Below are 25417 nucleotides of genomic sequence, written 5' to 3'. Positions count from 1 at the left end.
GATCCGCAGGTCAGCCTACGCTCGGCAACGGGCGTTCCCGCCTCTTCCGGAAAGTCCGGCGGCGTCGATTTGAGCACCGAAACGCAGCACGCGCCGCCCGACGACATTCGCACCGAGAGTCCGGAAGCCGGAGCTGGCCGACCGCAGACCGCCCGGCTTCCCCAGGCGGTCTGTCGTCGCGCATCCGGGCGGCGCATGTCCCGGGCCATCCCGCCCGTCGAGGCGGATCACGGCACGGAAGTGCAGAGCAGGCCGGGCCGTTGGTTCCCGACAGGTGTGGACAGGCCGAAGCCCGGAGCGGTTTGACGCCCTCAGATGTCCGTGACGGTGGCTTGGGCGGCGGGTGCGGTCACCGCGACGCGCAGCGTTCCCTCGGCCGATGGGACGAGCTGCGCGACCGTTTCGTCCTCTTCGTGGAGTGCGAACAGGGCCGGCACCGGGGCATCCGTGGCGACGTGGCGTACGGTCCAGTTGGCGCTCTTGAGGTACGCGTGTGCCCGTCCGATCGCGTCGGCTGCCTCCTCGGCGGTGAGCGGGTCGGTAGACCAGTCGTGGTGGAGCCAGGTGCCGTCGGCGTCCTGAACGGTGCGCACGCCGTCGCCCTCGCCCCGTGTGGCGTGCCTGACCCGCAACGCGTCGTAGATCCGGCTGGAGTGGTCGAGGGCATGGCGCACACCGGGGTCGTCGGCGGTCGGAGCCGAGTGCAGAGCCGTGTTGTCGGCCTTGGACGCGGAGTCCCCAGCAGGGGCGAAGCAGGGCGAGGTCACCCCGATGGAGGCGAGGCCCTCCCCCTTGGCCCGGTCCACGACCCCGGTGACGGCGTCCATCCAGAAGTCATCGGGTTCGGTGCGCATGTCGACCGTTGGAAAGGGCTTGGACCAGTCCTCATCGGAGTCCTGGAATTTGTAGCCCTGCTTCACCCAGGCGTCCCGGGCCTGCCGCACCAGCTTCTTGGCCGCCGAGCCCGGGACCCCGGTGAGGTCGTAGCTGAGGCTGAGCTGCAGCCGATCGTCAGAACCGTGATCATCGGCGACGCAAGGACCCACGGGCACGGGGCCACTTCGCTTGAGGGTCGGTTTGGGCGACATGCCATCGACAGCCTGGTGAATGATCTCTTCTGCGCGCTTGGTGGCCTGCTCTTCGTCCATGGTGACCTGCTTCGATGTCGCCTTGTCGTGCTTACCCTGGCCGTCCTGCTCCGATCCGCACGCCGCCGTCGCGAGCGCCACGGCCAGCAGGGCGACCGCCACCATCATGGTGCGTAGTTTCACGGTCGCCCTCCGGTAACGATCTCGGCCATGTGGTTGAGAGATTTTCCCTCCCAGTACTGGGAGTGAGCGGGCATGAGTCCGTCCGAGCCGGGGGCCTTCCCATCGGCGACCTTGAACGTCTGACCACCGAAGTCATCGGTCGTGGGGTCGGTCCCGTGGACGATCGTGTGGTCGTCGAAGAGCCGGACGTACTCCATCGGGTTCAAGGGCGCCAGGAATCCCGCTTTGGGAGGAGCAAGGTTGATCAAGTCGTTCTTGGCGGTGGCCGCCCACATGTGGTCCCGCGGGATGTTCAGGTCGTCGGCATGCTTGACCCCCATGCCCGGGCTGCCCACGGCGATCGCGTTGTCCACAGGCACATCGGGGTGGTCCCGCATGGTCTCACCGGCCACCAGGCTGCCGTAACTGTGACCCACGAGCGTCGAGTTCACATTTCCGCCGTGGGCCGTATCGATACCGGTCAGGAAGTCGTTCAGGGGCTGGCGGGCTTGGTCGGCGTACTTGGTCTCCGAAGCGTCTCCCACGATGCTCTGGGGCGCGTCGTAGCCCAGCCAGAGAACCGACGCCGTCGAGTGATGCCGATCCGCCCGCTCCGCCTGCCTCTGGAGGAGCTCCGCCCTGCGGATGTCACCGTCGACAGAACTCAGCTTGGCGAAGGTTCCCGGCACGTAGGTGGCCACGTTGTCCGCCGTGTCGGGATTGCCTATGGACACGATGGCGTGCCCGCGATTCTTGTTGTCGATGCCCAGGAGATAGGGGCGTTTGTCCTCACCAGTGTAGGTGTCGAAGCGACTCTGGATGGCGTCCATTCCGTCGATACGGCCCTGGATCTCCTTGCGTTTCGCGTCCCACCTCTTCCACGCCTCCGTCGGCACCTGCACATTCTCCATGGTGGTGCCCGTCATCGGGTTGAGGTACGGCTCGTAGTGCTTCGGCTCCTTCTTCAGCCAGTCGTTGAGCTGTCCCTGTGCGGCACCGCGGGTCTCGGCGAGCACAAGCTGGTTCGCGTCACTGCGTACGGCGGCCGGGAGTGCGTCCATCCGGCCGACCGAGTCGGGGTGCAGGGTGATGTACTCGGCCCGCTGCTCCTCACTGAGGCCCTTCCACCACGAGGCGTTCTCCTTGGCGGTGCCGTGCTTGGGCGGGTCCTTGATCAAGTCCAGGTAGTCCTTGGCGGCCTTGTTCACCCCGCCGGTGTCGGACTTCACATCGACCCAGTCACGGCCCGAAACGATCAGATCGTCGTCGGCCTTCAGTGCTCGCAGCTTCGGCGCCCACTTCTCGTCCGCCTCCGTGGCCTCCTCCAGCGCATGCGCGATGCGGTTGGCGATGCCTTGAGCGATCTTGAAGTTCGGGTTGGGATCGAAGTTGGCCGCCTGCCGGTCGACCGCCGACGCCGTCGGATCCGTGACACCGTCGGCCTTACCGCCCTCGGGCTTCTTGCCCTCGCTCTCCTTGCCGGCCGCCGGATAGCTGACCGAGCCGTCGGAGTTCACCGTGAACTTGTGAGACCCGGCATCTTCCAACGCCGCATCCAGCTTTTTCTTCGCCGCGTCCACATCGAAGGCGAAACCGTTCAGTGCCGTACTGATCAGCCCGCATTCCACCTGTGTGTAATGGAAGTTCTGCGACAGCTGCCGTAACTGTCCCTGCGCCGCCCCCAGGGCCTCGCCTTTCAGGGAATTCCGCATCCCGACCGCTATCTGGTTGTCGATATGCTCTTTGGCCGCGGACGCCATGTTCCCCATCGCGCGATACCCGTCGGCGGCGTTTTCGTACTCCGATGGTTTGAGCGCCTTGAGCGTCTTGAAGTCCATGCCCGCCTCACCCGTGCGCGGTCCGGCCGCCGACGGCGGGCGTGTCCTCGTACTTGGCCTTCAGCTTGTCGACCTCGTCCTTGACCGCTTGGTCGATATTCGCGTGGTCGTGGCCTGTCTGCTCCATCGCCTTCCTGAGCTCACCGCACCGCTTGCTCACGTCCTTGGCGTAACGCTTCCAGGAGTCGAGGACCGCGCGCTGGGCCGCGGCAGTTTGGCACCCCGCGTCCTTGCCTAAGCCTTTCTGCCCCTCGTCGAGCTTCGTCAGAGCGTTTGCGATGCCCTCACGTAGCGACCCGACGCCTTCACCCGCCTTACGCCATGCCACCTTGCTGGACTTTAGGTCCCCCGCTCCCCCCGATGAGCCCTTATCAGCACTGTCCAGCCTCATCCGCCCTGCGGCGTCCTGCTTGAGCTGGGTCCATTCATGCGCGAACGTCACCCCGTTAGCCCTCCCCGACTCAGGTCACTCAACAAGCCTATTGTGGCCTACTTTTGGGACGGTACTCGGCGCGGCGAGACGGGGTACGACGCGCTCCCTGGCTGGGGGAGTGTGCGTGCAGGTGCGTTGACGCCTGCGCGGCTTATCCGGGCTGATCGCCCACCGGGCCCGGCAGCGGCCACACCATCACCCCGGGCCCATCCCGAGCAGGTGCCGCATTGACTCTGCGGCGCGGACTGCGTGGCCGCCCCGGCTCAATGTTTCGGGGTCTCATCGTCGGGGAAACAGCCCAATATGGGAGCGCTCCCATGACCCACTCCCCCAAGGACGATGGAGGAAGATCGCGAAATGATTTGTCATGAACGCGGCAATTTCTTACGTTGGGCGTCTCGCGCCCTTGGTCTGCTGGCCGCGGCGCTGCTGTGCCTGATCCCGTGGTCCACCACCGCGAGCGCCCATGGATCGGTCGTCGACCCGGCCTCCCGCAACTACGGCTGCTGGCTGCGCTGGGGAGACGACTTCCAGAACCCTGAGATGGCGCAGTTGGACCCCATGTGCTGGCAGGCATGGCAGGACAACCCGAACGCCATGTGGAACTGGAACGGGCTGTACCGCAACGGCTCCGCCGGCAACTTCCCCGCGGTAATCCCGGACGGGCAGCTGTGCAGCGGTGGCCACACCGAGGGCGGCCGCTACAACTCGCTGGACACGCCGGGCGCCTGGCAGACGACGAACATCGGCGGCAAGTTCACCGTCAAGCTGTACGACCAGGCCAGCCACGGTGCGGACTACTTCAAGGTGTATGTGTCCCGCCAGGGGTACGACCCCACCACCCAGCCGCTCAAGTGGAGTGACCTGCAACTGGTCACCACGACCGGCAAGTACGCCCCCAGCCAGAACTACGCGATCGACGTCAGCACCTCCGGCTACACCGGCCGCCACGTCGTCTACACGATCTGGCAGGCGTCGCACATGGACCAGACGTACTTCCTGTGCAGTGACGTGAACTTCGGCTGAGCGGCACCCCTTACGGCTCAGGCACCCGCGCCACGACCCCGCCGGATGCGCCCTGTCCGGCGGGGTCATCTGAGGGGGCAGGGGAGGTCCAGGACCCAGGGGTTGGGGGTGCAGGTGACCAGGGCCAGGGAGAGGAATGAGGTGCGGCCCAGGTAGAAGCCGAAGGAGACGTCCCCGGCGTGGGTCAGGCGGTCGGCGGCTGTGGTGACCAGGGGGGCCAGGCGGGCGGTGTCGGCTTGCTGGTGGGAGAGGAAGCCGGGGGCGTGTTCGGTCAGTTCGCGGCCCAGCCAGACCGCCGCGTCCTTGGGCTCTTCGAAGGTGGCGCGGATGAGGGTGGGGGACTTCAGGAGCCAGAGGGACGTTTCCAGTGGGGGGAGCTCCGAGTGGCGGAAGGCTTCCAGGAGGGTGCGGTAGCGCTCCTCGTCCTCGCGGTAGTACTCCTCGTCCGCCGCCGTGATGGGCGGGCGGGGGTGGTCGGGTGGGCGGCGGACGGCCTCCCGGTCGAACAGCTCCTTCTCGCCCAGCCACGAGTACGCGTGGATGTGCACGCGTCAGGGGTTCCCTCCGGGGGGTTCCCGGAAGGCCCCTGATGGGGTGATGTCAGCGGTTTGTTGCGCTATTCCGAGACGTCGATCTTCGCTACCGCGTCGTAGAACGACAGATGGTCCTTGATCTGCGCCACCTTCTCGATCGGCTGCGGGTACGCCCACACCACGTCCGGCCGGGGCTCCGCCTCGTCGCCTGCCGCGCCGCGGTAGGTCCAGTACGCGGCCTCGCCCTTGAAGGGGCAGATGGTGTGGGACTCGGTCGGCTGGAAGAGGGTCAGGTCCACGTCCTCCGGGGGGAGGTAGTAGCGGACCGGGAGACCGGTCTCGTGGACGAGCAGGGGGCGGGTCGACTCCGCGACGACGCGGCCGTCGATCGTGACCGTGACGTGCTGGGAGCCGCGCTCCACGTCCACGCGGTGTCCGCCGGTGCCGGTGGTCTGCGGGTGGGAAGCGGGGGTGGTCATCTCTTCCTGGCCTCCTCGGTATGCGGTTCGGTTCCGGGTGAGTGGGACACGTTTTCGGGTGTCTCCCGGGCTCCCGGGCGGCACCTTCCGGTGTCTTCCGGCTGCTTCCCGGTGTGACAGGCGTCATGTGTCCTGTCTGCGGCAACGTCCTCGGCGCCGCCGTCATTCCGAAGGCGTTACGCGTTATTCCGGAGGGCGTTACGCGTCGCCCGTCTCGCGGGGCCAGGCGCGGCCCTCCTGGCGCTCCACCTCGCGGTTGAAGCGGGTGAGGACGTCCTCGAGGCGGGCCACCTCCTCGGAGGGCCACGACTCCAGCAGCCGGGACAGGTCGGTCTGCCGGCACGTCCGTTCCGCCGCCATGCGGTCGGCGCCCTGCGGGGTGATGCGGAGCTTGCGGGCCAGGCCGCCGTCGGGGTCCGGGATGCGTTCGGCGAGGCCGGCCCGGAGCAGGGCGCCGGTCTGGCGGTTGACGGTCGAGACGTCCAGTTGGAAGGCGTCGGCAAGCTGACCGATGGACATCGCGCCCTCGGCGTCTAGGCGGGAGAGGAGCAGATAGCCGGAGCGGTCCAGGCGGGTGGGGGTGCAGGATTCGGCGCCGAGGTTGGTTTGGGGAGCTGTGTGCGCTTCCGCGCGGGTGTCCGGGTGGGCGTCCTTGCCGGTGTCCGTGCGGGCGTCCGATTTCGTGCTGGGTTTCTGGGGCTCGGCCTCGTGGGCCTCCGTCGCCTGGACCTTCCGTTCGCGGGGTGTCAGGACTGAACACCTGGCCACCAGCATGAGCTCGCGCTCCAGCCGCTCCAGCCGCCGATCCAGCACGATTCCTCCTCGCCTCCCCCGCGCCCCTCAATCGAAGTGTGCACGATACACGTCATGTGTAGGATGCACATCTCTCATCGTTCCACTTATCGCACATCTCTCGAAATCTCTTTGGAGGCGGCATTCGCATGCCCCAGTCAGCCCCACCTCGCCTCGCGGAACCGCTGAGCGCCGCGCCGTCCGGCACGCCGCTCCCGCGGGAGGTCGGCGGTGGCTTCGTGGCGGTGCTCGCGTTCTGCGGTATCGCCGTGTCCGTCATGCAGACGCTGGTCGTTCCGCTGGTCACCGAGCTGCCCCAACTGCTGCACACCACCAGTTCCAACGCGTCCTGGGTGGTCACCGCCACCCTGCTCGCCGGCGCCGTCTCCACCCCGGTCATGGGCCGGCTCGGGGACATGTTCGGCAAGCGCCGGATGCTGATGGTCGCGTTGGCGCTGATGGTCATCGGCTCGCTGACCTGCGCCGTCACCTCCGACCTGGTGGTGATGGTGATCGGCCGGGCCATCCAGGGCGGGGCCATGGGGGCCATCCCGCTCGGCATCAGCATCATGCGGGACGAGCTGCCGCCGCAGAAGCTGGGCTCGGCGATGGCTCTGATGAGCTCGTCGCTGGGCATCGGCGGCGCGCTGGGGCTGCCCGCCGCCGCGTTCGTGGCGCAGCACACCAGCTGGCATGTGCTGTTCTACGGGGCCGCGGGGCTGGGCGTGATATCGATCGCCCTGGTGCTCGCCGTCATCCCGGAGTCCTCCGTCCGCACCCCCAGCCGCTTCGACGTCATCGGCGCGCTCGGGCTGACGGCCGGACTCGTCTGTCTGCTGCTGCCCATCACCAAGGGCGGTGACTGGGGTTGGACGAGCGGCACCAGTCTCGGGCTGTTCGGCGCGGCCGTGGTGATCCTGCTGCTGTGGGGCGTCTTCGAGCTGCGCATCGCCGAGCCGCTGGTCGATCTGCGGACCACGGCGCGGCGTCAGGTGCTGCTCACCAACCTCACCTCGATCATGGTGGGCTTCTCGTTCTACGCGATGTCGCTGATCCTTCCGCAGCTCCTGCAGCTCCCGAAGGCCACCGGTTACGGCCTGGGCCAGTCGATGGTCATGGCGGGGCTCTACTTCGCCCCGATGGGCGTCGCGATGATGCTGGTCTCGCCGCTGTCCGCGCGGATCAACGCCGCGAAGGGGCCGAAGCTCTCGCTGGTCCTCGGGCTGATCGTGATCGGCGCGACGTACGGCGCCGGCCTGGTGATGATGGACTACATCTGGCAGATCGTGGTGCTGTCCACCGCGCTCGGCATCGGCATCGGCATCGCGTACTCGGCGATGCCCACGCTGATCGTCAGCGCCGTTCCGGCCGCCGAGACGGGGGCGGCGAACGGGCTCAACACCCTCATGCGGTCGATCGGCATGTCCACCTCCAGCGCGGTGGTGGGCGTGATCCTGGCGCACCAGACGACCGACTTCGGCGGAGTGGCGCTGCCGAGCAAGGACGGGTTCCAGACGTCGTTCCTGGTGGCGTGTGCGGCCTCGGTCGGCGGCCTGCTGATCGCCCTGTTCCTGCCCGCGCGGCGGCGCGCCGGGCTGGCGGGCTCGGCTCCCGTGGCCACCTCGGCGCCCGCGACCGCGACCGCGCCCGCGACCGCGGCGGACTCCGCCCCGGTCGCCGACGCCGCACCCGTGGCCGCCCCCGCTCTCGTGGGCGCCCCGGCCGCCGTCGCCACCTCGGCCACCTCGGCCACCTCGGCCACCTCGGCTGCGACAGAGTCTGCGACAGAGGTCGGGGATGTCGCCTACGCCGACTACGCGGCGGCGGACATGCCCGCCCTCACCGGCAGCGTCATCCACGGCCGCGTCCTCGGCCCCGGCGACACCCCGCTCGCCGACGCCGCCATCACCCTCATCGACACCGGCGGCCGTCAGCTCGGCCGTACGGTCACCGGCCGCGACGGCCGGTACCGCGTGCCCGCCCCGGACACCGCGAGCGTCGTCCTCATCGGCTCGGCCGCCGGGTACCAGCCGCAGGCCGCCACGCTGCTGGTGACGGACCTGCCCGTCGTCTGCGATCTGCGGCTGTCCGGCGGGGGCGGACTGACCGGGTCCGTACGGGCCGTCGGCGGGGAGCCGCTGGCCGGTGCGACCGCCACGGCCACCGGGCCCGAGGGCGAGGTGGCGGCGTCGGCGACCGCCGACGAGAAGGGCGAGTTCGCGCTGCCGGAACTGGCCCCGGGGACGTACACGCTGACCGTGGCCGCCGCCGGGCACCGGCCGTACGCCACCCAGGTGGAGCTCACCGTCGGTGAGCCGGTGCGGGTGGACGCGCAGCTACCGCCGGCGGCCCGGGTCCGGGGCACCGTACGGGACCGGGGCGGCCGGCCGCTCGGGGACACCCGGGTCTCGTTGCTGGACGCTTCCGGCGACGTGGTCGGCCAGGTCATCACCGGTGACGACGGGTCCTTCGGCTTCGAGGCGCTCACCGGAGATCACTACACGGTGGTGGCCAGCGGCTACGCCCCGGCGACACGCCAGATCACGGTCGGCGGCGCGGCGGGCACCGAGCGGCGGGATGTGGACTTCCTGCTGGGTCACGGCGAGGAGTGAGGCGGCCCCGTCTCGGGCCCGGAGCTTGAGACGGTCTCCTCTCCGGCCCGGAGCTAGAGGCGACCCCGCCTCCGGCCCGGCGCTTGAGACGGCCCCGAGCTAGAGGCGACCCCGCCTCCGGCCCCGAGCTAGAGACGGCCCCCTCTCCGGCCCCGAGCTAGAGACGGCCCCGTCGGTCTCAAGCTCCGGCGTCGCCGCTGAAGGCTCTACGCGCGGGCAGGCCCGTCAGGCGACGGCAGGCCCGTTGAGTCAGCGAAAACCAGAGGTAAGGAGCAGCGCCCCCGGGCGCTGCTCCTTACTCATTCCTCCTCCTCGGGGAGGCTCTCCCACGCCTCGCCCTTCCGGTACAGCTCGTAGCCCTCCTCGTCCGCGATGGACTCCGCCTGGGCACGGCTGCGCACGGAGATCTCATACGTGTGGCTGTCGACGGTCGCGTGGACGCCCGAGCCGTCGGTGACCGTCTCGATCGCATGCGTCTCGTAGATGACGCGTCCCGGCTCGCATTTGCTCCAGACCACATGCATGCTCACTGCCATCGGACCCACTCCCGCGCAGACGAGTCCCCTGGTTTCAGGGTCTCACCTGAGCGCCTGGTCCACATGGCTTGACGTGGCCCCATGACCTGACGAGGCCCCCGTCCGGCCGGACGCCGCGACGGCTCCCCGGCTGCCGAAGAGCGCCATGTTCGCCAGGGCGAGGACCACCAGCGCGCCCCCGAACCACATCACGCTGGGGACCGCGATCGCGTCCGCCGCCCGGCCGCCGAGCAGCGCGCCCAGCGCTATCGCCACATTGAAGACCCCGACGAACAGCGCCGACGCCGCCTCCCGCGCGTCCGGGGCCGCGTGCAGCACCCAGGTCTGGCAGGTCACCGACACCCCGCCGTACGCCAGGCCCCACACCAGCAGCAGTACTGCCGCCCCGGCCGTCGTGGAACCGGCGACCGGGATCAGCAGCTCGGCCGCCGCGAGCAGGGTGAAGATGACCATGAGGGTGCGGCGCGGATCGCGGTGGGCGGTGGTGCCGGCCAGGAAGTTCCCGGCGATGCCCGCCACGCCGTACGCCAGCAGCAGGGTGCTGATCAGACCCGTTCCGACCCCGGCGACGTCCTCGAGCACCGGGCGGACGTAGGTGTACGCCCCGAAGTGGCCGGTGACCAGCAGCAATGTGGTGATGAGGCCGGTCCGCAGCCGGACGTTGCGGAACAGCCCGGGCACCTCGCGCAGCCGCATGGTCCCGGCCGTGGGCAACGGCGGCAGGGTGACGGCCATGGCGGCTGCCACGGCCAGCGACAGGGCGGCCATGGCGGCGAAGGCGACCCGCCAGTGGACCAGATCGCCGAGGAGCGTCCCGATCGGCACCCCCAGCACCGAGGCCACCGCGATACCGCTGAAGATCAGCGTGGTGGCGCGGCCCGCGGACCGCTCGGGCACCAGTCGCACCGCGAGCCCGCCCGCGATCGACCACACCCCGCCGATGCTCACCCCGACCAGCACCCGGGCGAACAGCAGGACGGCGAAGCCGGGCGCGAGCGCGGACAGCAGATTGGCGACGGCCAGCAACCCCATCAGACCGCACAGCACCAGCCGCCGGTCGAAGCGGCCGACGGTGACGGTGAGCAGCGGGGCGGCGAACGCGGCGACCAGACCGGGCACGGTCATGGCCAGGCCCACCGTACCGTCCGAGACGCCGAGCACGGAGCCGATCGACGTCAGCAGGCCGACCGGCAGCATCTCGGTGGTGACCACCGAGAAGGTGCCGACCGCGACGGCGACGACGGCGAGCCAGGCCCTGAGCGGCGAGCGCACCACCGGAGGTGACCCGGATGTGCCTGCCGGAGCGGTGAGTTCCGTGCTATTGGACATGTCTTTAGCGAACAGCCGTGCCCCTGCGGGAACAACGCCGAAGTTCTCAGACTTCTATGAGCGAGGCTCATCAATGCGAGTCGATGCGAGTCGATGCGCGTCAATGCGCGTCAATGCGCGTCCAGGCGAGGCAAGACGCGTCCAGGCGAGGCAATGCGCGTCAGCGCGAGCGCGACCCATGGGGAGGCCATGGCCGGGTTGGAGATCCGCGAGCTGGAGTGCTTTCTCACGCTGAGCGAGGAGTTGCACTTCGGGCGCGCGGCGGAGCGGTTGTACATCTCGCAGAGCAGGGTGAGCCAGCTACTGCGGTCCCTCGAGCGCCGGATCGGCGCCCGGCTGCTGGAGCGCACCAGCCGCCGGGCGCGGCTGACCCCGCTCGGCGAGCGGTTCCTGGCCGATCTCCGGCCCGCCTACGAGGCGCTGTACGGGGCCGTCGAGAGCGCCCGCGGGGCGGCGCGCGGGATGGAGGGCGTGCTGCGGATCGGGTTCCAGGGGGCCGCCGATGAACGGGTGACGGAGGCCATCGCGGCCTTCCGGGAACGCCACCCCGGCTGTGAGACGACGACCGTGGAGATCCCGCTGGCCGATCCGTTCGGCGCGGTGCGGGCCGGTGAGGTGGACGCCGCGATCGTATGTCTGCCGGTCGCCGAGCCCGATCTGGTCCTCGGCCCGGTCTTCTCCAAGCAGCCGCAGACGGTGGTGGTCTCCGCCCGGCATCCGTTCGCGGGCCGCGCCCGCGTGGATGCCGAGGCGCTGGCCGACTGCCCGCTGATCGGCCCGTCCGCCCCCGCGCCGCGCTACTGGCACGATGCGATGGCGCCCGCCGCCACCCCCGGTGGGCGCCCGATCCCGCGCGGGCCGCGGGTGCACACGCTCCAGGAGGGGCTGGCGGCGGTCGCGGCGGGACGGGGCGGGATGCTGCTGTGCGTCCCGACGGCGGAGTATCACCGCCGCCGGGACATCACCTTCGTACCGGTCGAGGGGGTGCCGGACTCGATGCTCGGCCTGGTGTGGCGGCGGGCGGACGAGACGGCGCGGATACGGGCGTTCGGGCGGGCGGTGGAGGAGCTGTGCGCTTAGGCAGCGGCCTCAGCCACCTCGGGGCCGTCCCCCCTGCCGGGCGCCGTGGTCCTCCGGGGTCCTCCCTGTGCCGGGCCCCGGCCCGCGCCATATCCGCGTATCGGCTAAGCGCTCCGCGGGAAGTGCCGCGAGGCACGGTCGTTCATCCGCGGCTGCGTCGTGGTCGGTCGCCCACGCGGCGGAGCCGCATATCGACACAGCCCCGCGCCCCTTCGGGGCGCACCCGAACCGCACCCGACTTCAGCGAGGCCGCTACCCCACATCCCTGCGCATGCACACCCGTGGCCAGCGGTCCAGCCCATGGCCCGCCTCGCAGCGCCGGATCTCCCGGAGGCCGGGGGTCAGCTCGGCCTCGGCCAGGGTCCGGAAGCCGCATCGTGCGGCGTAGTACGGGGCGTTCCAGGCCACGTCGACGAAGGTGGTCAGGGTGAGCGCGGGGACGCCGTCGCCGGCGGCCCGCACCGCGATGTGGTCGATCAGGGCCCGGCCCACGCCACGGCGGGCGCTGTCGGGGTGGACCGAGATCTGCTCGATGTGGACGTTTCCGTCGACGGGGTCGGTGATCAGATACGCCATCGCCCGGTCGGCGTCGTCCACCGCGACCCAGGCCCGTCCGGCCCGCTGGTAGCGGCTCAGCTCCTCCAGGCTCAGGGGCTCGTCATCGGCGACTTCGTCCATCCCGATGTCCCGGAAGCAGAGTCCGGCGGCGCGCTCTATGTCCTGGAGGACGGGGAGTTCTTCACTGGTGCTCGTTCGAATCCGCACCCCACCATCATCCTCCGGAACGCCGGAACAAAGGTGTGCCCCCCACCGCCGTGGAGAGCACCCTTCGGCCGTTCCTTCGTTCCTTCATATGAAGGCATATGAACGCCACCGGACCGAGGTCACCCCAATGACCTCGGCCTTCTCCGCTGGCGATGATCAAGAACCTACCAAGAACGCTGGTTCGAGGGGAGGTTGAGAGGGCCACGAGATCTCACCCGGCCCCACGCCTCACGCGGCCCCACGAGATCTCATGCCTCGGCCGCGCCCTCGGCGATCGCCTCCTCGACCTCGCCCGTGCGTGCCGCCTCCTCCTCCGCGAAGCGCCGTTCGTCCAGCCGCTCGGCGAGTTCCTCGTCCTGGCTCATCAGCAGGTCGAGGTTGCTGTCGCCCAGCTCCAGCACGCCCATGTCGACATACGCCCGCTGGAGCCGCTCGCCCCAAAGCCCGATGTCCTTCACACAGGGGACGATCCGGCTGAACAGCAGCTTGCGGAACATATGCAGGAACGGCGACTGCTCGCAGTACTCCTCGGCCTCGGCCTTCGGGATGCCGAAGTTCTCCAGGACCTCCACCCCGCGCAGCCGGTCGCGCATCAGGTAGCAGCCCTCGATGACGAACTCCTCGCGCTCCCGCAGCTCCGCGTCGCTCAACTGCCGGTAGTAGTCGCGCAGCGCCATTCGGCCGAAGGCGACATGGCGGGCCTCGTCCTGCATGACGTAGGCGAGGATCTGCTGGGGCAGCGGCTTGTCGGTGGTGTCGCGGATGAGGCCGAACGCGGCGAGCGCCAGGCCCTCGATGAGCACCTGCATGCCCAGATAGGCCATGTCCCAGCGGGAGTCGCGGAGGGTGTCGCCGAGGAGGGTCCGCAGATCGGTGTTGATGGGGTAGAACGTGCCGAGCTTGTCGTGCAGGAAGCGGCTGTAGAGCTCGGCGTGGCGCGCCTCGTCCATGGTCTGGGTGGCGGAGTAGAACTTCGCGTCGAGGTCGGGCGCGGCCTCGACGATCCGTGCCGCGCACACCATCGCGCCCTGTTCGCCGTGGAGGAACTGGCTGAACTGCCATGCGGCGACGTGATGCCGCAGCTCGCCCTTGTCCCGCTCGGTCATCCGGTCCCAGTGGCGGGTGCCGTAGAGGGCGAGCGACTCATCGGGGGTGCCCAGGGGGTCGTACGGATCCACCTCCAGGCCCCAGTCGATCCGCTTGACCGCGTCCCACTGCTTGTCCTTGCCCTTCTGGTAGAGGCCGAGCAGCCGGGCCCGGTGGTCGTCGTACTCCCAGCTGAATCGGGCGGCGCCACCGGCGGGCACCTGCCACAGGGGGTCCCCGGGATCCATCGCGTAGAGATCTTGCGTCGACACCGACGCCTCCTTCGCCTCGCTCCCCCGTGAACGGATGCGTACTCGGCAGGCTCACATGACCGTTACTCGCCGGTCAATAAGACCTCCCCAAGGGATTGACGCCCTTGCTGACACAGAGTCTCATAAGAGATATCCACCGGTAACCCATCCCACCGGCGTTTGTCCGAGCCACCAGTGACGAGCCACCAGTGAGGTGCCCTCAGCGATGACCACCACGACCGAACCCCCCGCGCTCCGGGACGCGCTCGGGCTGATCAAGGACCGCGAACGGGTCGCGGAGCGACTGCTCGAGTCCTCCGCCAAGCACTCCTTCGACCCCGACACCGAACTGGACTGGGACGCGCCGTTCGAGCCCGGCAAGTGGTTCTGGCCACCGGAGCTGGTCTCGCTCTACGACACGCCCATGTGGCGGCGGATGTCCGAGGAGCAGCGGCAACTGCTCGCCCGGCACGAGGCGGCGGCGCTCGCCTCCCTGGGCATATGGTTCGAGATCATCCTCATCCAGCTGATGACCCGGCACATCTACGACAAGCCCGCGACCAGCGCCCATGTGCGGTACGCGCTCACCGAGATCGCCGACGAGTGCCGCCACTCCAAGATGTTCGCGCGGCTGATCACCAAGAGCGGCACCCCGGCCTATCCGGTCACCCGGCTCCACCACAACCTGGGCCGGATCTTCAAGGCGATCTCCACCACGCCCGGTTCGTTCACCGCGACCCTCCTCGGCGAGGAGATCCTGGACTGGATGCAGCGGCTGACCTTCCCCGACGAGCGCGTGCAGCCGCTGGTGCGCGGGGTGACCCGGATCCATGTGGTCGAGGAGGCGCGCCATGTGCGGTACGCACGCGAGGAGCTGCGCCGCCAGATGCTGCGGGCGCCGCGCTGGGAGGCGGAGCTGACCCGGATCGGGTCGGGCGAGTTCTCCCGGATCTTCTCGCAGGCGTTCATCAACCCCAAGGTCTATTCGGACGTGGGGCTCGACCGGCGCGCGGCCGTCGCTCAAGTGCAGGCCAGCGCCCATCGCCGTGAGGTGATGCGCAGCGGCGCCGGCAAGCTGACCGAATTCCTCGACGACGTCGGGGTGATGCGGGGCGTGGGCCGCCGACTGTGGAAGAGCTCGGGGCTGCTGGCCTAGGGGTCGCCTGCGGCGGGCTGTTCCCCTCCCCGCCCCTTCCCACGCAGCGTCGATATGCGGCTCCGCCGCGTGGGGGCTCCGCCCCAGACCCCGGCGTTCAGGGGCGAAGCCCCTGCCACGCGGCGGACACCCCGTAGGGCTGGGGCCAGGGGGCATCGGGCCGCCGGGCCAAGGGGCATTGGGCCGCCGGGCCCAAGGGCCGCGTTCGGGCCGGACCCGAGGGCCCATCCGGGTCGGGCCGAAGGGGGCATCCGCTTCGTCACGATGGCCGGTTACGCTGCCAGGCATGACGACAGGCAGCGGCACCGCTTCGGCGCCCCCGGAGGCGACACCCCCGGCGGAGGCGAGCGCCGCCGCACGCCCGGCGGCGGAACCCCCGGCCACCGCCCGCCCGCCGGCCGCCCGGCGGGGGAGCTACCGCAGGCTGAGCGTCGAGGCGCGGCGGGCCGAACTCCTCACCGCCGCGCTCGGCCTCTTCGCCCATCGCGCGCCCGAGGACGTGTCGCTGGACGATGTGGCCCTGGCCGCCGGTGCCTCCCGTCCGCTGGTCTACCGCTACTTCCCCGGCGGTAAGCAGCAGTTGTACGAGGCGGCGCTGCGCAGCGCCGCCGATGAGCTGGAGCTGTGCTTCGAGGAGCCCAGGAGCGGTCCGCTCAGCGGCCGGCTGAGCCGGGTGCTGGACCGCTATCTGGCCTTCGTGGACGAGCACGACGCGGGGTTCAGCGCGCTGTTGCAGAGCGGCAGCGTGGTCGAGACCTCGCGGACGAACGCGATCGTGGACGAGGTGCGGCGGGCGGCGGCCGAGGAGATTCTGCTCCATCTGGCGGTCAAGGAGCCCGGTGCGCGGCTGCGGATGATGGTGCGCACCTGGATCACGGCCGTCGAGGCGGCCTCGTTGATCTGGCTGGACGAGGAGAAGCGGCCCCCGGTGGAGGAGCTGCGCGACTGGCTGGTGGACCAGTTCGTGGCGATGCTGACCGCCACCGCGACCACCGATCCGCAGGCGGCCCGGGTGATGCGGGCCGCGCTCATCATGGAGCCCGCCGAGGGCCTGGTCGGGCGGCTGGCACGCCGTGTTGTGCCCGCGCTGGGCGAGGCGTCACATCTGCTGTGACGGGTGCGATCGGTGACTGCCGTGACGGGTGCGGTGGGTGACCGCTGTGACGCGGACGATCGGTGGCTGCTGTGATGGGCACGGCCGGTGACGGCCGGGACGCGGGCGATGCTGTGAGACTGGTGCGGTGAGAAGCGAGGAGACGCCCTTTGTGGGCGGGCCGCTGGACGGCCGGGTGCTGCCGGTGCTGGTCGGTCTCACCGGCCAGCCGCCGAAGACCTACGAGGTGCCGGTGGAGAACGAGGCGGGTGCACCGCCGACGGTGCATGTCTACCGCAGGGTTCCGGCCGCCATGTCCAAGCGGCTGGGCCTGGTCCGGGGCTGGGCCTATGAGTACGACCCGGAGGGAAAACCGGGTGGCGGGCTGAAGTGGCCGTGGTCCAAGCCGAGCTGACGGCCCGCCGGACGGGTGACCATATTCGCCCGACTCGCCCACAATTCTCCTGAAGATACGAACGTCATGCCACGATCCTGCTGAGCTGGACGCCGAACAGAGGCGTCAGTGAGCCGGAGGTGATCACGTGTCAGGACGGATCGTGGGCTCGGTCTGCGCGGCGGCGATCACGGCGACCGCCGCGCTGGTACCAGCCGTTCCGGCGGCGACGGCGTCGGCCGCCCCCTCCCGCCCCGCCGACCGGTCCGTGTCCGAGCTGCTGACGCAGCTCAAGACGCTGTACCGGAAGGCCGAGGAGGCGACGGAGACGTACAACGCGACCGAGGAGAAGCTGCGCAAGCAGCGCACCAGAACCAGGGAGCTCACGGCCGAGCTCGTGCACGCCCGTACGGAGCTCGCCGACAGTCACGACGACGCGGGGCGGCTGGCCCGTCAGCAGTACCAGGGCCACAGCACGCTCTCCTCCTACGCCTTTCTGCTGACCCTGCTCACCCCCCATCCGGAGAGCGCCGCCGACGAGGCGCGTGAGCTGGAGCGGGCGGCCGGCCGCGAGGCCGCCCTGATGCAGCGGCTGACCAGGGGCGAGCGGCACGCCGACACCATCGCCACCCGGGCGCGGACCGCGCTGGACAAACAGCTCTCCCTGACGGCGAAACGGAAGAAACAGCGGGACAAGGTGGAGAAAAAGCTGCACTCCATCGAGAAGCTGCTCGCCGCGCTGAGCGCCCGCCAGATCGCCCAGGTGGCGCAGCGCGAGCGCCAGGAGACCGCGAAGGCACAGCGCAAACTGCTCGACTCCGGGGCGCTCGGCCCCGCGAACGGCGCCTCGCCGGACGCCCCCGCCACAGGCGGCGGCACCCGCACCACCCCGGCCCCCGGAAGCGGACGGGCCACCCCGGCGGGCACCCCCGCCCCGGTCGCCACCGTCACCGCGCCCCGCCCCCGCCCGGCCCCCGGCCGCCCCGGAATGCCGACCGCGGAGGCCGGAAAGCGGGCGCTCGCCTACGCGCTGAACCAGATCGGCAAGCCGTACGTCTGGGGCGCCGAGGGGCCGAACTCCTTCGACTGCTCGGGGCTGACCTCCTCCGCCTGGGCGCATGCCGGGCGGCTCATTCCACGCACCAGCCAGGAGCAGTGGCGCCAACTGCCACGGGTACCGCTCAACAAGCTGCGCCCCGGCGATCTGGTGATCTACTACAAGGGCGCGAGCCATGTGGCGATGTACGCGGGCAACGGCCAGGTGGTCCAGGCGCCGCGCACCGGCCAGCGGGTGAAGCTCTCCCCGCTCGCCTCCAATCCGCTGCACGGCGCGGTGCGCCCGGGTCCGGCCACCGTCGCCAAGCGCTGAGCGCCCCGGCGACGGCCGGTGTCAGCCGACGTACCGGATGGCCCTGGCCTCGGCCCCGGCCCGGTCGTCGGCCCCGGCCTCTTCGCAGACCTCAGCCTCCTCAAAGACCTCAGCCTCCTCAAAGACCTCAGCCTCCTCGAAGACCTCAGCCTCGGCTTCAGCCTCCGCGGCCTCGGCCTCTTTCCTGACCTCGTCCAGATAGGCGGCCGTCTTCTTCGGCTCGTAGAAGAAGTCCTCGAAGTCGGAGGGGTCGTCGAAGCCATTGGCGATGCGGTGGGCGACGGCGGGGAAGGCGGTCCCCGCCCCGAGGAGGTCCACGATGTGCTCCGGCGGCGGGCCCAGCATGGCGTTGGTCCACTTGGTGACGTGCCGCGCGGTCTCCCAGTAGCGGTCGAAGGTCGTCCGCATCCATTCCTCGTCGAACGGCCGGTCGCCGTGCTCGACGATGCTCTCCAGATAGGCCGCCGCGCACTTGGCCGCCGAGTTGGAGCCCTGCCCGGTGATCGGGTCGTTGGCCACCACGACATCGGCGACGCCCAGGACCAGCCCACCGCCCGGCAGCCGCCCGATCGGATTGCGCACGGTCGGGGCGTACCCCCCGGACAGCGTGCCGCCCGCGTCCGTCAGCTCGACCTTGGTGGCACGCGCGTACTCCCAGGGCGTGAACCGCTCCATCAGCTCCAGAACGCGCGCCAGATGCTCCGAGGGGTCGGTGATGCCCTGGAAGACGTCGACCGGTCCGCCCGGGACGCCCTCCCAGAAGAGGATGTCGGCGCGGCCGGTGGTGGTGAGCGCGGGCATCACGAAGAGCTCACCGACGCCGGGGACGAGATTGCAGCGCACCGCGTCGATGTCGGGGTGCTCGGGGCGCGGGCCGAGCCCGTGCACATAGGCCACCGCGAGGGCGCGCCGTGGGGTGTCGTACGGGGAGCGGGCGGGGTCCCGGCCGAAGAGCGAGACCAGTTCGCCCTTGCCCGCGGCCACCAGCGCCAGGTCGTACTTTCTGTCGAGGACGTCCAGGTCGGAGACGGCGGCGCCGTGGACGACCACCTGGCCGCCGCGCTGCTCGAACGTCTCCATCCAGCCGGCCATCTTGATCCGCTGGTCGACGGACTGGGCGTGGCCGTCCAGCCGGCCGACCCAGTCGATGACCCGCGGATGGGCCTGGCCCTCGGAAGCCGGCGGCCCGGCGACGGAGACCCCGAGGCCCTCGACCCGCGGCGCCCGCTCCTCCCAGAAGTTGAGCTCCAGATCGCGTTCGTGGCCCAGCGCGGTGTGGAACATGCACTGGGTGGACATCACCCGTCCGCCGCGGATCTCATCGGACGTCCGGTTGGACATCAGCGTGATCTCGTAGCCCTTGGACTGCAGGCCGAGAGCGAGTTGGAGGCCGGACTGACCGGCACCCACGATGAGTATCTTCCGCATGGCTGTCGACTCTCCCTCAAGCTCGGACCGGTAAAGGGAATGGAGCATTCCATCCCGCGGGCGGAGCTGAGGTTACGTCACTCGGGTGAGGCGTCAACGGCGTGTCTCACCAGCGCCAGCAGCGCGTCCACGACCGCGATCCGGCGCCGGGCGTCCATCATCACCACCGGCACCGTGGACGCCACGGAGAGCGCGTCCCGCACATCTTCGGGCTGGTAGAGCGGAGTCCCCTCGAAGTGGTTGACCGCCACCACATACGGCAGACCGAGGCTCTCGAAGTAGTCCAGCGCCGGGAAGCTCTCGTCCAGGCGCCGGGTGTCGACCATCACCACCGCGCCGATGGCCCCGCGCATCAGGTCGTCCCACATGAACCAGAAGCGCTGCTGGCCGGGGGTGCCGAAGAGATACAGGACCAGATCGTTCTCCAGCGTGATCCGGCCGAAGTCCATCGCGACGGTGGTGGTCAGCTTCTCCGGCGTCGCCTCGAGGTCGTCCACGCTCTCGCTGGCCTGCGTCATCAGCGCCTCGGTCTGCAGCGGAGTGATCTCCGAAACCGCGCCGACGAAGGTCGTCTTGCCGACCCCGAACCCTCCCGCTATCACGATCTTGGTGGCGATCGGCGCGCGGGAGCGGTCCGTCTGCCACCTCTGGAGCACCTCCTCGGCCCCGGGTATCCCGGCCCCGGGTATCTCCGACGTCGCCGGCGGGGTCGCCGTGATCGTCTCAGAGCCTGCGAAGTCCACTGAGCACCCTTTCGAGCAACGCGCGGTCCGGCTGGCCGGGACCCCGCCCGGTGCCGTAGACGCGGATCTTTCCCTGGTCGGCCAGGTCGCTGAGCAGGACGCGCACCACCCCGAGTGGGATCTTGAGCATCGCGGAGACCTCCGCGACGGAGCGCATCCTGTCGCACAGTTCGATGATCGCCCGGATCTCCGGCATCATCCGGGCGTTCAACCCACTGGGGGCCGGGTCGAGCCGTCCGTCCGGAGACTCCAGCGACGCCACGAAGGTCTCCACCAGCAGCACATGGCCGGAGCGGGTGCGACCGCCGGTGAGCGAGTACGGACGTACGCGAGCGGGTTTACGGGCGGGTCGGCCGGACCCGGCGGCCGTCACTGTGCGTGCTCCAGCGACCTGCGTAGTTCATTGCGGAGTTCGGGGGTGAGCACATGTCCGGCTCGGCCCACGAACAGTGCCATGTGATAGGCGACGACGGTCATATCGCAGTCGGGCGTGGCATGCACCCCGAGCAGCGAACCGTCACTGATCGACATGACGAACAGACTGCCCTCGTCCATCGCCACCATCGTCTGCTTGACGCTGCCGCCGTCCATCAGCTTCGCCGCGCCGAGCGTGAGGCTGCCAACCCCCGAGACAATCGTCGCGAGATCCGCACTGGAGCCCTTGGGGCCGTCCTGTGCTGCCGGATCGGCCGACGCGGCATGGTGCCGTGTGTCGGAGGAGAGCAGCATCAGCCCATCGGTCGAGACGACCACAACCGAGCGGACGCCCGGCACCTCCTCTACCAGGTTCGCCAGCAACCAGTGCAGATTACGGGCCTCGCGACTCAACCCGTACGTACTACTGGGCGCATTCACCCGCGTGCCTCCTCAACCGTGCCACCCTCGCTCTGCGCCCCCGTCTGTCCTGCTGTTCCCCGCTGCCGCCGCGCGGGCTCGCCACGGGCGGCGACCTCGGCGGCGGCGTCCCGGTGTCCGTCGCGGGCGCCGCGCTGGAAGCCACCGAGCCGACGCCGCAGCTCCTCCGCGTTCACCGAGCCGGTCCGCTCCCGTGGATCGGGCTCCCGGAGCGCCAGGTTCCGCGGTGTGCGTTTGGGAAGCCCCTTGTCGGTGCGCGCCGCCTCGTCCTGCGGGCGGGCGTGCTGGTCGGGGCCGATGGCGTACGGATCGACGGGGGACGGCTCACCGGCCGCTGCCGGCTCACCGGCCGCCGTCGGGCCGCCGACCGCCGGGCCCCAGGCGTCCGCGCCGACGGGGCGGATGCCGTGGCGCGGGCCGCCGAACCGCCGGTCGAAGTCCTCGTGGTCGTCGCCGTCGGCGCGGTCCGCGCCGTCCTCGCGGTCGCCGCGGCCCTCACGGTCGCGGTCGTCGTGGTCCTCATAGCTCTCGCGGCTCATGCGATGGAGGGTCAGCTCCATCGTCCGCTCCACGGCCGGCACCTCCGGCTCCTCGACCTGGGCGGTCGGGGCGGTCTGGGGTGCCGGGGCCGTCTGGGATGCCGGAGCCGGTGCGTCCGCTCCGTGCCGTGCGCCGTCCTGCCCGTCGGACCGGGCCGACTTGGGGACGCGCTTGGGCAGGGTGGGCAGCGCACCGCCGTTCCCCGGGCTCGGATGGCCGCGCGGCGGCGTGGGCTCCATGGGGTAGTCACGGCCCGTGTCCGCGGTCTGCCCCCACTGCTCGGCGGGGACGGCCCAGGCGGCGCTCGGCTCCGAGTCCGAGGCCGCCTCGACGGGCGTGGACTCCGGGTCGAGCGCGGGCTCGGGCTCCGGCTCGGCGGCCTGGGGCGCCGGATCCGGCTCCGCGGGCGGCGCGACCGGCTCGGCCGACGGCTCGGCACCGACACCCACCGCGGCGCCCGCGCTCGGCACACCCTCCTGCTCCCGGGCGACCGAACGGGTCTGCCCGGGAAGCGTGTTGGAGTTCGCCTCGGCCTCGGAGCCCGGGAAGCCCAGGAAGGACGACGGTCCGGTGCCGCCGAACGTCGCGCCCACGCTCACCGGCGGGGCGGGCGGCAGCCCGGCGCCGGGCGGACCGGCCGGGAGGATCTTCGTCGGGAGGACGACCACGGCGGCCACCCCGCCCGGCTGCTGCTCACGGAGCTGCACCCGGATGCCGTGGCGCGCGGCGAGCCGGGTCACCACGTACAGCCCGAGGCCCAGCGGGTCCTCCGGCTGGGGGCCCTGGCAGTACTCCGGCACCGGGTCGGCGAGCCGGGTGTTCAGCTCCAGGAAGCGCTCGGGCGTCATGCCGATGCCCTCGTCCTGGACGGAGAGCATGACCTCGCCGGATTCCAGGAGCCAGCCGGAGATCTGGACCGCCGCGTCCGGCGGAGAAAACGATGTCGCGTTCTCCAGGAGCTCGGCGATCAGGTGGCTGACGCTGTCCGCGGCGAACCCGGCGACCTGGGCATGCGGCGGCAGCGCCTGGATCTGCACCCGGTCGTACCGCTCGACCTCGCTGATCGAGGCGCGCAGCACATCCAGCAGCGGCACCGGCCCCGGGTGTGTGGCCTTCTGCTCGGAGCCCGCGATGACCAGGAGGTTCTCGCCGTAGCGGCGTATCCCGGTGGCCAGGTGGTCGAGCTGGAAGAGCGTCTCGAGGCGGTCGGGGTCCTGCTCCCCCTCCTCCAGGGACTCGATGACGGCGAGCTGGCGCTCGATCAGGCCCAGCGAGCGCAGCGCGAGGCCCACGAAGCTGCCGTGGACCCGGGCCCGCAGCCCCTCCAGCCGGGTGGCGACCGCGTCCCGCTCGGCGCGCAGCCCGTCCCGCTCATCGGCCATCCGCTGCCGCTCGCCGACGAGCCGGGTGCGCTCGGTCTCCAGCTCGGCGACCCGCTCATACGCCCGCGCGGCCTTGGCGTGGAGTTCGTTGACGGCCCGTATGGCGTCCGCGTACTCGTCGTCGCGGCCCTTGAACGCGACCGGCTCCTCGGCCGCCGGATCGGCCGCGACCCGCCGGGCGCCGAGCCGCAGCGCGGCCAGTGGCCTGGTCATCGAGCGGGCGCTGTGCACCCCGGCGCCGAGGGCGACCAGCAGGGCGGCGCCGACGATGCCGATGCGCAGCTCGAGGTCGGTGACCTCGTCGTCCCGCAACCGCGCGAGCTGGGCGGCCTCGGAGGAGGCCAGCGAGGACTGCGCGCCGCGCATCCGGTCGATCCGGGTGTCCAGACCGGCCTCGACGCGGTCCTGCTTGAGGAAGAAGTCATTGCCCGCCAAGCGGTTCTGGTCGGTGAGCCGGGCGATATAGCGCTCGGCGTCGGTGACCTCGGTGCCGTTGACGGTGCGGTCGTAGGCGTCGCGCATGGTGGCCGGGGCGAGCTGCTCGAAGTCGGCCAGCGCGGACTGTTCGCGGAGGTTGGTCCGCTGGGCGGCGGAGACCAGCGTGGGCTGGCCGCCGCCCGCGTCGAGCGCGGCCAGCAGCAGCCCGCGGGTGGCGGACGCCTCCTCCACCGCGCGGCCGAGCGGGGCCAGCGCGGCGGTGGCGCCGGATTCGGCGTCGGCGGGGAGCCGGCGGGCGAGGGTGTCGGTGATCCCGTTCAGCGCCTGGACGGTCCGGGTGTACGAGGTGAAGACGTCGACGGCCGAGCCCTTGCCGGTCAGCGCCTGCTGCCGGACTTCGGGGAGGGCGTCGAGGAGCCGCCGGACCGAGGCCGGGACCTGCCCCCGCACCTCGCGGACGCGGCGGTCGACCCGGGCCCGCATCTCCTCGGAGACTCCGCGGCCGGAGGCGGTGGTGCGCCCGTCGGCGACGTACCGCGTCATGGCGTCGCGCTCGTCGGCGAGGGCGTGGGCGAGGGTCACCGCACCGCGGTTGGTCTCCGCGAGGTCGACGAGCCGCTGGGCGTCGGTGGTGTCATCGAGGGCGAGCAGGACGGCGGGAGTCCCGGCCCCGAGGACGGCGACGGAGACGAGGGCGACCGACGTGGTCAGCCGACGACGGACACGTGCGGTGTGCCGTCGTGGTGTCGCCTCGTCCTGGCGTGGCTCGCTTACCGCATCGCGCGTGGTGCCCCGAAGCCGCTTCTTCCGCACCGGTGCTCACAATCCATTCTCGCCCGACCGCTCTGTGGACCAGAGGTGACGACGGATCAACAATTGTGTTTCCCCACCTCTGGTAGGGATTCCGACCCTTTCAGGACGGGTCTGGGGCGGGCATGCATCACCCACCCGGCCACCCGAACGAGTGAACCGCATTGGGTAGTTGACCACCAACTTTGGCTCGCGGCCATACCCTCCCGCCACCTTACGCGGATTGGTAAAGACCTCACCGCCCTGACAAGATGCCCACCCGCAGCTTCCCAGAAGTGTCAATCCCTCCCCAATCAGGCAGCCGAGAAACCGGCGCAGGATTTGGTACGGACCAACGCCCGCCCAGCTCACCACGGCGGCGGTGATCAACGGCGGTCCGGCAGACTGAGGGAATGCGCATCGAACTCGCGACCGCCCCCGGCGATCAGCAATATCCCAACGAGGACTACGCATCAGTAGCCCTTCCGGCCTCGGGGAGCGGCGGTGCGCTGGTGGTCCTGGACGGGGTGACCCCGCCCGCGGGCGACGACGGATGCGTACACAGCGTGAGCTGGTTCACCGCGCGGCTCGGCGGATCGCTGCTCGAACTGTCCGGTTCGCGAGGGGATATGCCCCTGACACAGTGCCTCTCCGAGGCGATCGCCCGAACCGCCGCGTCTCATAGTTCAACGTGTGACCTTTCTCACCTTCTCACTCCGCAGGCAACTGTCGTCGCGGCGCGCTGGGACGCCGAGCGGATCGAGTATCTGGTGCTCTCCGACTCGGTGTTGCTCATCGAGCCGGTCCATGGAGGAGTGACTCCGGTCCTGGACGACCGCATCGACCGGCTGCGGGCAGAGGGTCGGCGGCTCGCCCCGCTGCGCAACGCGGAGGGCGGCTTCTTCACCGCCGCCGCCGACCCCGCGGTCTCCGACAAGGCCGTCACCGGGGAGTTCCCGCGCGGCGAGGTGCGGGCGCTGGCGGCGCTCACCGACGGGGCGACGCGCTGGGTGGAGCGGTTCGGCGAGGGCGACTGGGCCGAGTGCTTCGCGCTGCTGCGCAAGGAGGGCCCGCAGGCGCTGATCGACCGGGTGCGGGCGGCCGAGCACGCCGATCCGGACGGTACGGCGTTCCCACGGGGCAAGACCCACGACGACGCGGCCGTGGTCTTCGTGGAGCTCTGACCGGCGGGGGCGCCCCCGCCGGGCTGCCGTGTCTCC

23 protein-coding genes are annotated in these 25417 nt (G+C 70.6%); 8 read left to right on the top strand and 15 right to left on the bottom strand.

Annotation, left to right across the window (positions count from 1 at the left end; all coding sequences use genetic code 11):
* Nucleotides 1–311: 311 nt before the first annotated feature.
* The 3 genes from J5X86_RS21005 to J5X86_RS20995 are packed head-to-tail and all read right to left on the bottom strand — an operon-like array spanning nt 312 to nt 3530.
* A complete protein-coding gene (locus J5X86_RS21005) occupies nt 312–1271 on the bottom strand; it encodes a hypothetical protein (RefSeq protein ID WP_308124669.1) in 960 nt (319 codons plus the stop codon).
* Nucleotides 1268–3088 (bottom strand): alpha/beta hydrolase, encoded by a 1821-nt coding sequence (locus J5X86_RS21000; RefSeq protein ID WP_208518273.1) that lies wholly within the window; start codon nt 3086–3088, stop codon nt 1268–1270. Before J5X86_RS21000 ends, J5X86_RS21005 begins: the two co-directional genes overlap by 4 nt.
* A 7-nt stretch (nt 3089–3095) precedes the next feature.
* Nucleotides 3096–3530 (bottom strand): hypothetical protein, encoded by a 435-nt coding sequence (locus J5X86_RS20995; RefSeq protein WP_308124668.1) that lies wholly within the window; start codon nt 3528–3530, stop codon nt 3096–3098.
* A 348-nt stretch (nt 3531–3878) separates the two neighbouring features.
* Here J5X86_RS20995 and J5X86_RS20990 point away from each other — a divergent pair, with 348 nt between their 5' ends.
* A complete protein-coding gene (locus J5X86_RS20990) occupies nt 3879–4547 on the top strand; it encodes a lytic polysaccharide monooxygenase (RefSeq protein ID WP_208518272.1) in 669 nt (222 codons plus the stop codon).
* Nucleotides 4548–4612: 65 nt separating this feature from the next.
* Here the strand turns inward: J5X86_RS20990 and J5X86_RS20985 are convergent, their stop codons facing one another.
* The 3 genes from J5X86_RS20985 to J5X86_RS20975 form a co-directional block, all read right to left on the bottom strand.
* Complete coding sequence (locus J5X86_RS20985; protein WP_208518271.1) at nt 4613–5095, bottom strand: hypothetical protein; 483 nt, start codon at nt 5093–5095, stop codon at nt 4613–4615.
* A 68-nt stretch (nt 5096–5163) separates the two neighbouring features.
* Nucleotides 5164–5559, bottom strand: a complete 396-nt coding sequence (locus J5X86_RS20980) for a DUF427 domain-containing protein (RefSeq protein ID WP_208518270.1) — start codon at nt 5557–5559, stop codon at nt 5164–5166.
* 198 nt (nt 5560–5757) lie between these two features.
* Nucleotides 5758–6372: a MarR family transcriptional regulator gene (locus J5X86_RS20975; RefSeq protein ID WP_208518269.1), complete on the bottom strand. Its 615-nt coding sequence runs from the start codon at nt 6370–6372 to the stop codon at nt 5758–5760.
* Nucleotides 6373–6500: 128 nt separating this feature from the next.
* Here J5X86_RS20975 and J5X86_RS20970 point away from each other — a divergent pair, with 128 nt between their 5' ends.
* Nucleotides 6501–8963, top strand: a complete 2463-nt coding sequence (locus J5X86_RS20970; RefSeq protein ID WP_208518268.1) for an MFS transporter — start codon at nt 6501–6503, stop codon at nt 8961–8963.
* A gap of 299 nt (nt 8964–9262) precedes the next feature.
* Here J5X86_RS20970 and J5X86_RS20965 read toward each other — a convergent pair whose 3' ends face one another.
* Together J5X86_RS20965 and J5X86_RS20960 are read right to left on the bottom strand one after the other, a co-directional pair.
* A complete protein-coding gene (locus J5X86_RS20965) occupies nt 9263–9499 on the bottom strand; it encodes a hypothetical protein (protein ID WP_014054887.1) in 237 nt (78 codons plus the stop codon).
* A 42-nt stretch (nt 9500–9541) separates the two neighbouring features.
* Complete coding sequence (locus J5X86_RS20960; protein ID WP_208518267.1) at nt 9542–10828, bottom strand: MFS transporter; 1287 nt, start codon at nt 10826–10828, stop codon at nt 9542–9544.
* A 189-nt stretch (nt 10829–11017) separates the two neighbouring features.
* Here J5X86_RS20960 and J5X86_RS20955 point away from each other — a divergent pair, with 189 nt between their 5' ends.
* Complete coding sequence (locus J5X86_RS20955) at nt 11018–11908, top strand: LysR family transcriptional regulator (protein ID WP_208518302.1); 891 nt, start codon at nt 11018–11020, stop codon at nt 11906–11908.
* Between the two features lie 252 nt (nt 11909–12160).
* On the opposite strand, the gene J5X86_RS20950 is transcribed toward J5X86_RS20955, so the two are convergent.
* Both J5X86_RS20950 and J5X86_RS20945 read right to left on the bottom strand, forming a co-directional pair.
* Nucleotides 12161–12673: a GNAT family N-acetyltransferase gene (locus tag J5X86_RS20950; protein WP_059147725.1), complete on the bottom strand. Its 513-nt coding sequence runs from the start codon at nt 12671–12673 to the stop codon at nt 12161–12163.
* Between the two features lie 248 nt (nt 12674–12921).
* Nucleotides 12922–14031 (bottom strand): ferritin-like domain-containing protein, encoded by a 1110-nt coding sequence (locus J5X86_RS20945; RefSeq protein WP_208518266.1) that lies wholly within the window; start codon nt 14029–14031, stop codon nt 12922–12924.
* Nucleotides 14032–14236: 205 nt separating this feature from the next.
* On the opposite strand from J5X86_RS20945, the gene J5X86_RS20940 reads away from it, so the two are divergent.
* The 4 genes from J5X86_RS20940 to J5X86_RS20925 all read left to right on the top strand — a co-directional run bounded on the left by J5X86_RS20940 (nt 14237) and on the right by J5X86_RS20925 (nt 18022).
* Nucleotides 14237–15166, top strand: a complete 930-nt coding sequence (locus J5X86_RS20940; protein ID WP_208518265.1) for a diiron oxygenase — start codon at nt 14237–14239, stop codon at nt 15164–15166.
* A 286-nt stretch (nt 15167–15452) separates the two neighbouring features.
* Nucleotides 15453–16280, top strand: coding sequence for a TetR/AcrR family transcriptional regulator (locus J5X86_RS20935; RefSeq protein WP_243980892.1), 828 nt, complete (start codon nt 15453–15455; stop codon nt 16278–16280).
* Between the two features lie 127 nt (nt 16281–16407).
* Nucleotides 16408–16674 (top strand): hypothetical protein, encoded by a 267-nt coding sequence (locus tag J5X86_RS20930; protein WP_208518264.1) that lies wholly within the window; start codon nt 16408–16410, stop codon nt 16672–16674.
* A gap of 127 nt (nt 16675–16801) precedes the next feature.
* Complete coding sequence (locus J5X86_RS20925) at nt 16802–18022, top strand: NlpC/P60 family protein (protein WP_208518263.1); 1221 nt, start codon at nt 16802–16804, stop codon at nt 18020–18022.
* Between the two features lie 21 nt (nt 18023–18043).
* Here J5X86_RS20925 and J5X86_RS20920 read toward each other — a convergent pair whose 3' ends face one another.
* The 5 genes from J5X86_RS20920 to J5X86_RS20900 form a co-directional block, all read right to left on the bottom strand.
* Nucleotides 18044–19450, bottom strand: a complete 1407-nt coding sequence (locus tag J5X86_RS20920) for a styrene monooxygenase/indole monooxygenase family protein (RefSeq protein ID WP_208518262.1) — start codon at nt 19448–19450, stop codon at nt 18044–18046.
* Between the two features lie 77 nt (nt 19451–19527).
* Complete coding sequence (locus J5X86_RS20915; protein WP_107439400.1) at nt 19528–20139, bottom strand: ATP/GTP-binding protein; 612 nt, start codon at nt 20137–20139, stop codon at nt 19528–19530.
* A gap of 34 nt (nt 20140–20173) precedes the next feature.
* A complete protein-coding gene (locus tag J5X86_RS20910; RefSeq protein WP_078643591.1) occupies nt 20174–20566 on the bottom strand; it encodes a DUF742 domain-containing protein in 393 nt (130 codons plus the stop codon).
* The gene (locus J5X86_RS20905) at nt 20563–21048 is read right to left on the bottom strand and encodes a roadblock/LC7 domain-containing protein (protein ID WP_208518261.1); all 486 of its coding nucleotides are present in this window, start codon (nt 21046–21048) and stop codon (nt 20563–20565) included. The genes J5X86_RS20910 and J5X86_RS20905 overlap by 4 nt, the downstream gene beginning before the upstream one ends.
* Complete coding sequence (locus J5X86_RS20900) at nt 21045–24221, bottom strand: nitrate- and nitrite sensing domain-containing protein (protein WP_208518260.1); 3177 nt, start codon at nt 24219–24221, stop codon at nt 21045–21047. Before J5X86_RS20900 ends, J5X86_RS20905 begins: the two co-directional genes overlap by 4 nt.
* A 389-nt stretch (nt 24222–24610) precedes the next feature.
* Between J5X86_RS20900 and J5X86_RS20895 the strand changes: the two genes are divergently transcribed.
* Entirely contained in the window at nt 24611–25381 is a 771-nt protein-coding gene (locus J5X86_RS20895; protein ID WP_208518259.1) for a hypothetical protein, read from the top strand.
* Nucleotides 25382–25417: the final 36 nt, after the last annotated feature.

Source organism: Streptomyces sp. NEAU-YJ-81, from assembly GCF_017592595.1.
GTDB classification, from domain to species: Bacteria; Actinomycetota; Actinomycetes; order Streptomycetales; family Streptomycetaceae; genus Streptomyces; species Streptomyces hygroscopicus_B.
The sequence above is the reverse complement of the archived record's forward strand: the minus strand, read 5'-3'. Positions and strand labels throughout refer to the sequence as shown.

What these genes read in the sequence shown, in the direction of transcription:
- J5X86_RS21000 (WP_208518273.1), bottom strand. Translation starts at nt 3,088, where the DNA reads ATGGACTTCAAGACGCTCAAGGCGCTCAAACCATCGGAGTACGAAAAC.
- J5X86_RS20990 (WP_208518272.1), top strand. Translation starts at nt 3,879, where the DNA reads ATGATTTGTCATGAACGCGGCAATTTCTTACGTTGGGCGTCTCGCGCC.
- J5X86_RS20980 (WP_208518270.1), bottom strand. Translation starts at nt 5,559, where the DNA reads ATGACCACCCCCGCTTCCCACCCGCAGACCACCGGCACCGGCGGACAC.
- J5X86_RS20970 (WP_208518268.1), top strand. Translation starts at nt 6,501, where the DNA reads ATGCCCCAGTCAGCCCCACCTCGCCTCGCGGAACCGCTGAGCGCCGCG.
- J5X86_RS20965 (WP_014054887.1), bottom strand. Translation starts at nt 9,499, where the DNA reads ATGGCAGTGAGCATGCATGTGGTCTGGAGCAAATGCGAGCCGGGACGC.
- J5X86_RS20960 (WP_208518267.1), bottom strand. Translation starts at nt 10,828, where the DNA reads ATGTCCAATAGCACGGAACTCACCGCTCCGGCAGGCACATCCGGGTCA.
- J5X86_RS20955 (WP_208518302.1), top strand. Translation starts at nt 11,018, where the DNA reads ATGGCCGGGTTGGAGATCCGCGAGCTGGAGTGCTTTCTCACGCTGAGC.
- J5X86_RS20940 (WP_208518265.1), top strand. Translation starts at nt 14,237, where the DNA reads ATGACCACCACGACCGAACCCCCCGCGCTCCGGGACGCGCTCGGGCTG.
- J5X86_RS20935 (WP_243980892.1), top strand. Translation starts at nt 15,453, where the DNA reads ATGACGACAGGCAGCGGCACCGCTTCGGCGCCCCCGGAGGCGACACCC.
- J5X86_RS20920 (WP_208518262.1), bottom strand. Translation starts at nt 19,450, where the DNA reads ATGCGGAAGATACTCATCGTGGGTGCCGGTCAGTCCGGCCTCCAACTC.
- J5X86_RS20895 (WP_208518259.1), top strand. Translation starts at nt 24,611, where the DNA reads ATGCGCATCGAACTCGCGACCGCCCCCGGCGATCAGCAATATCCCAAC.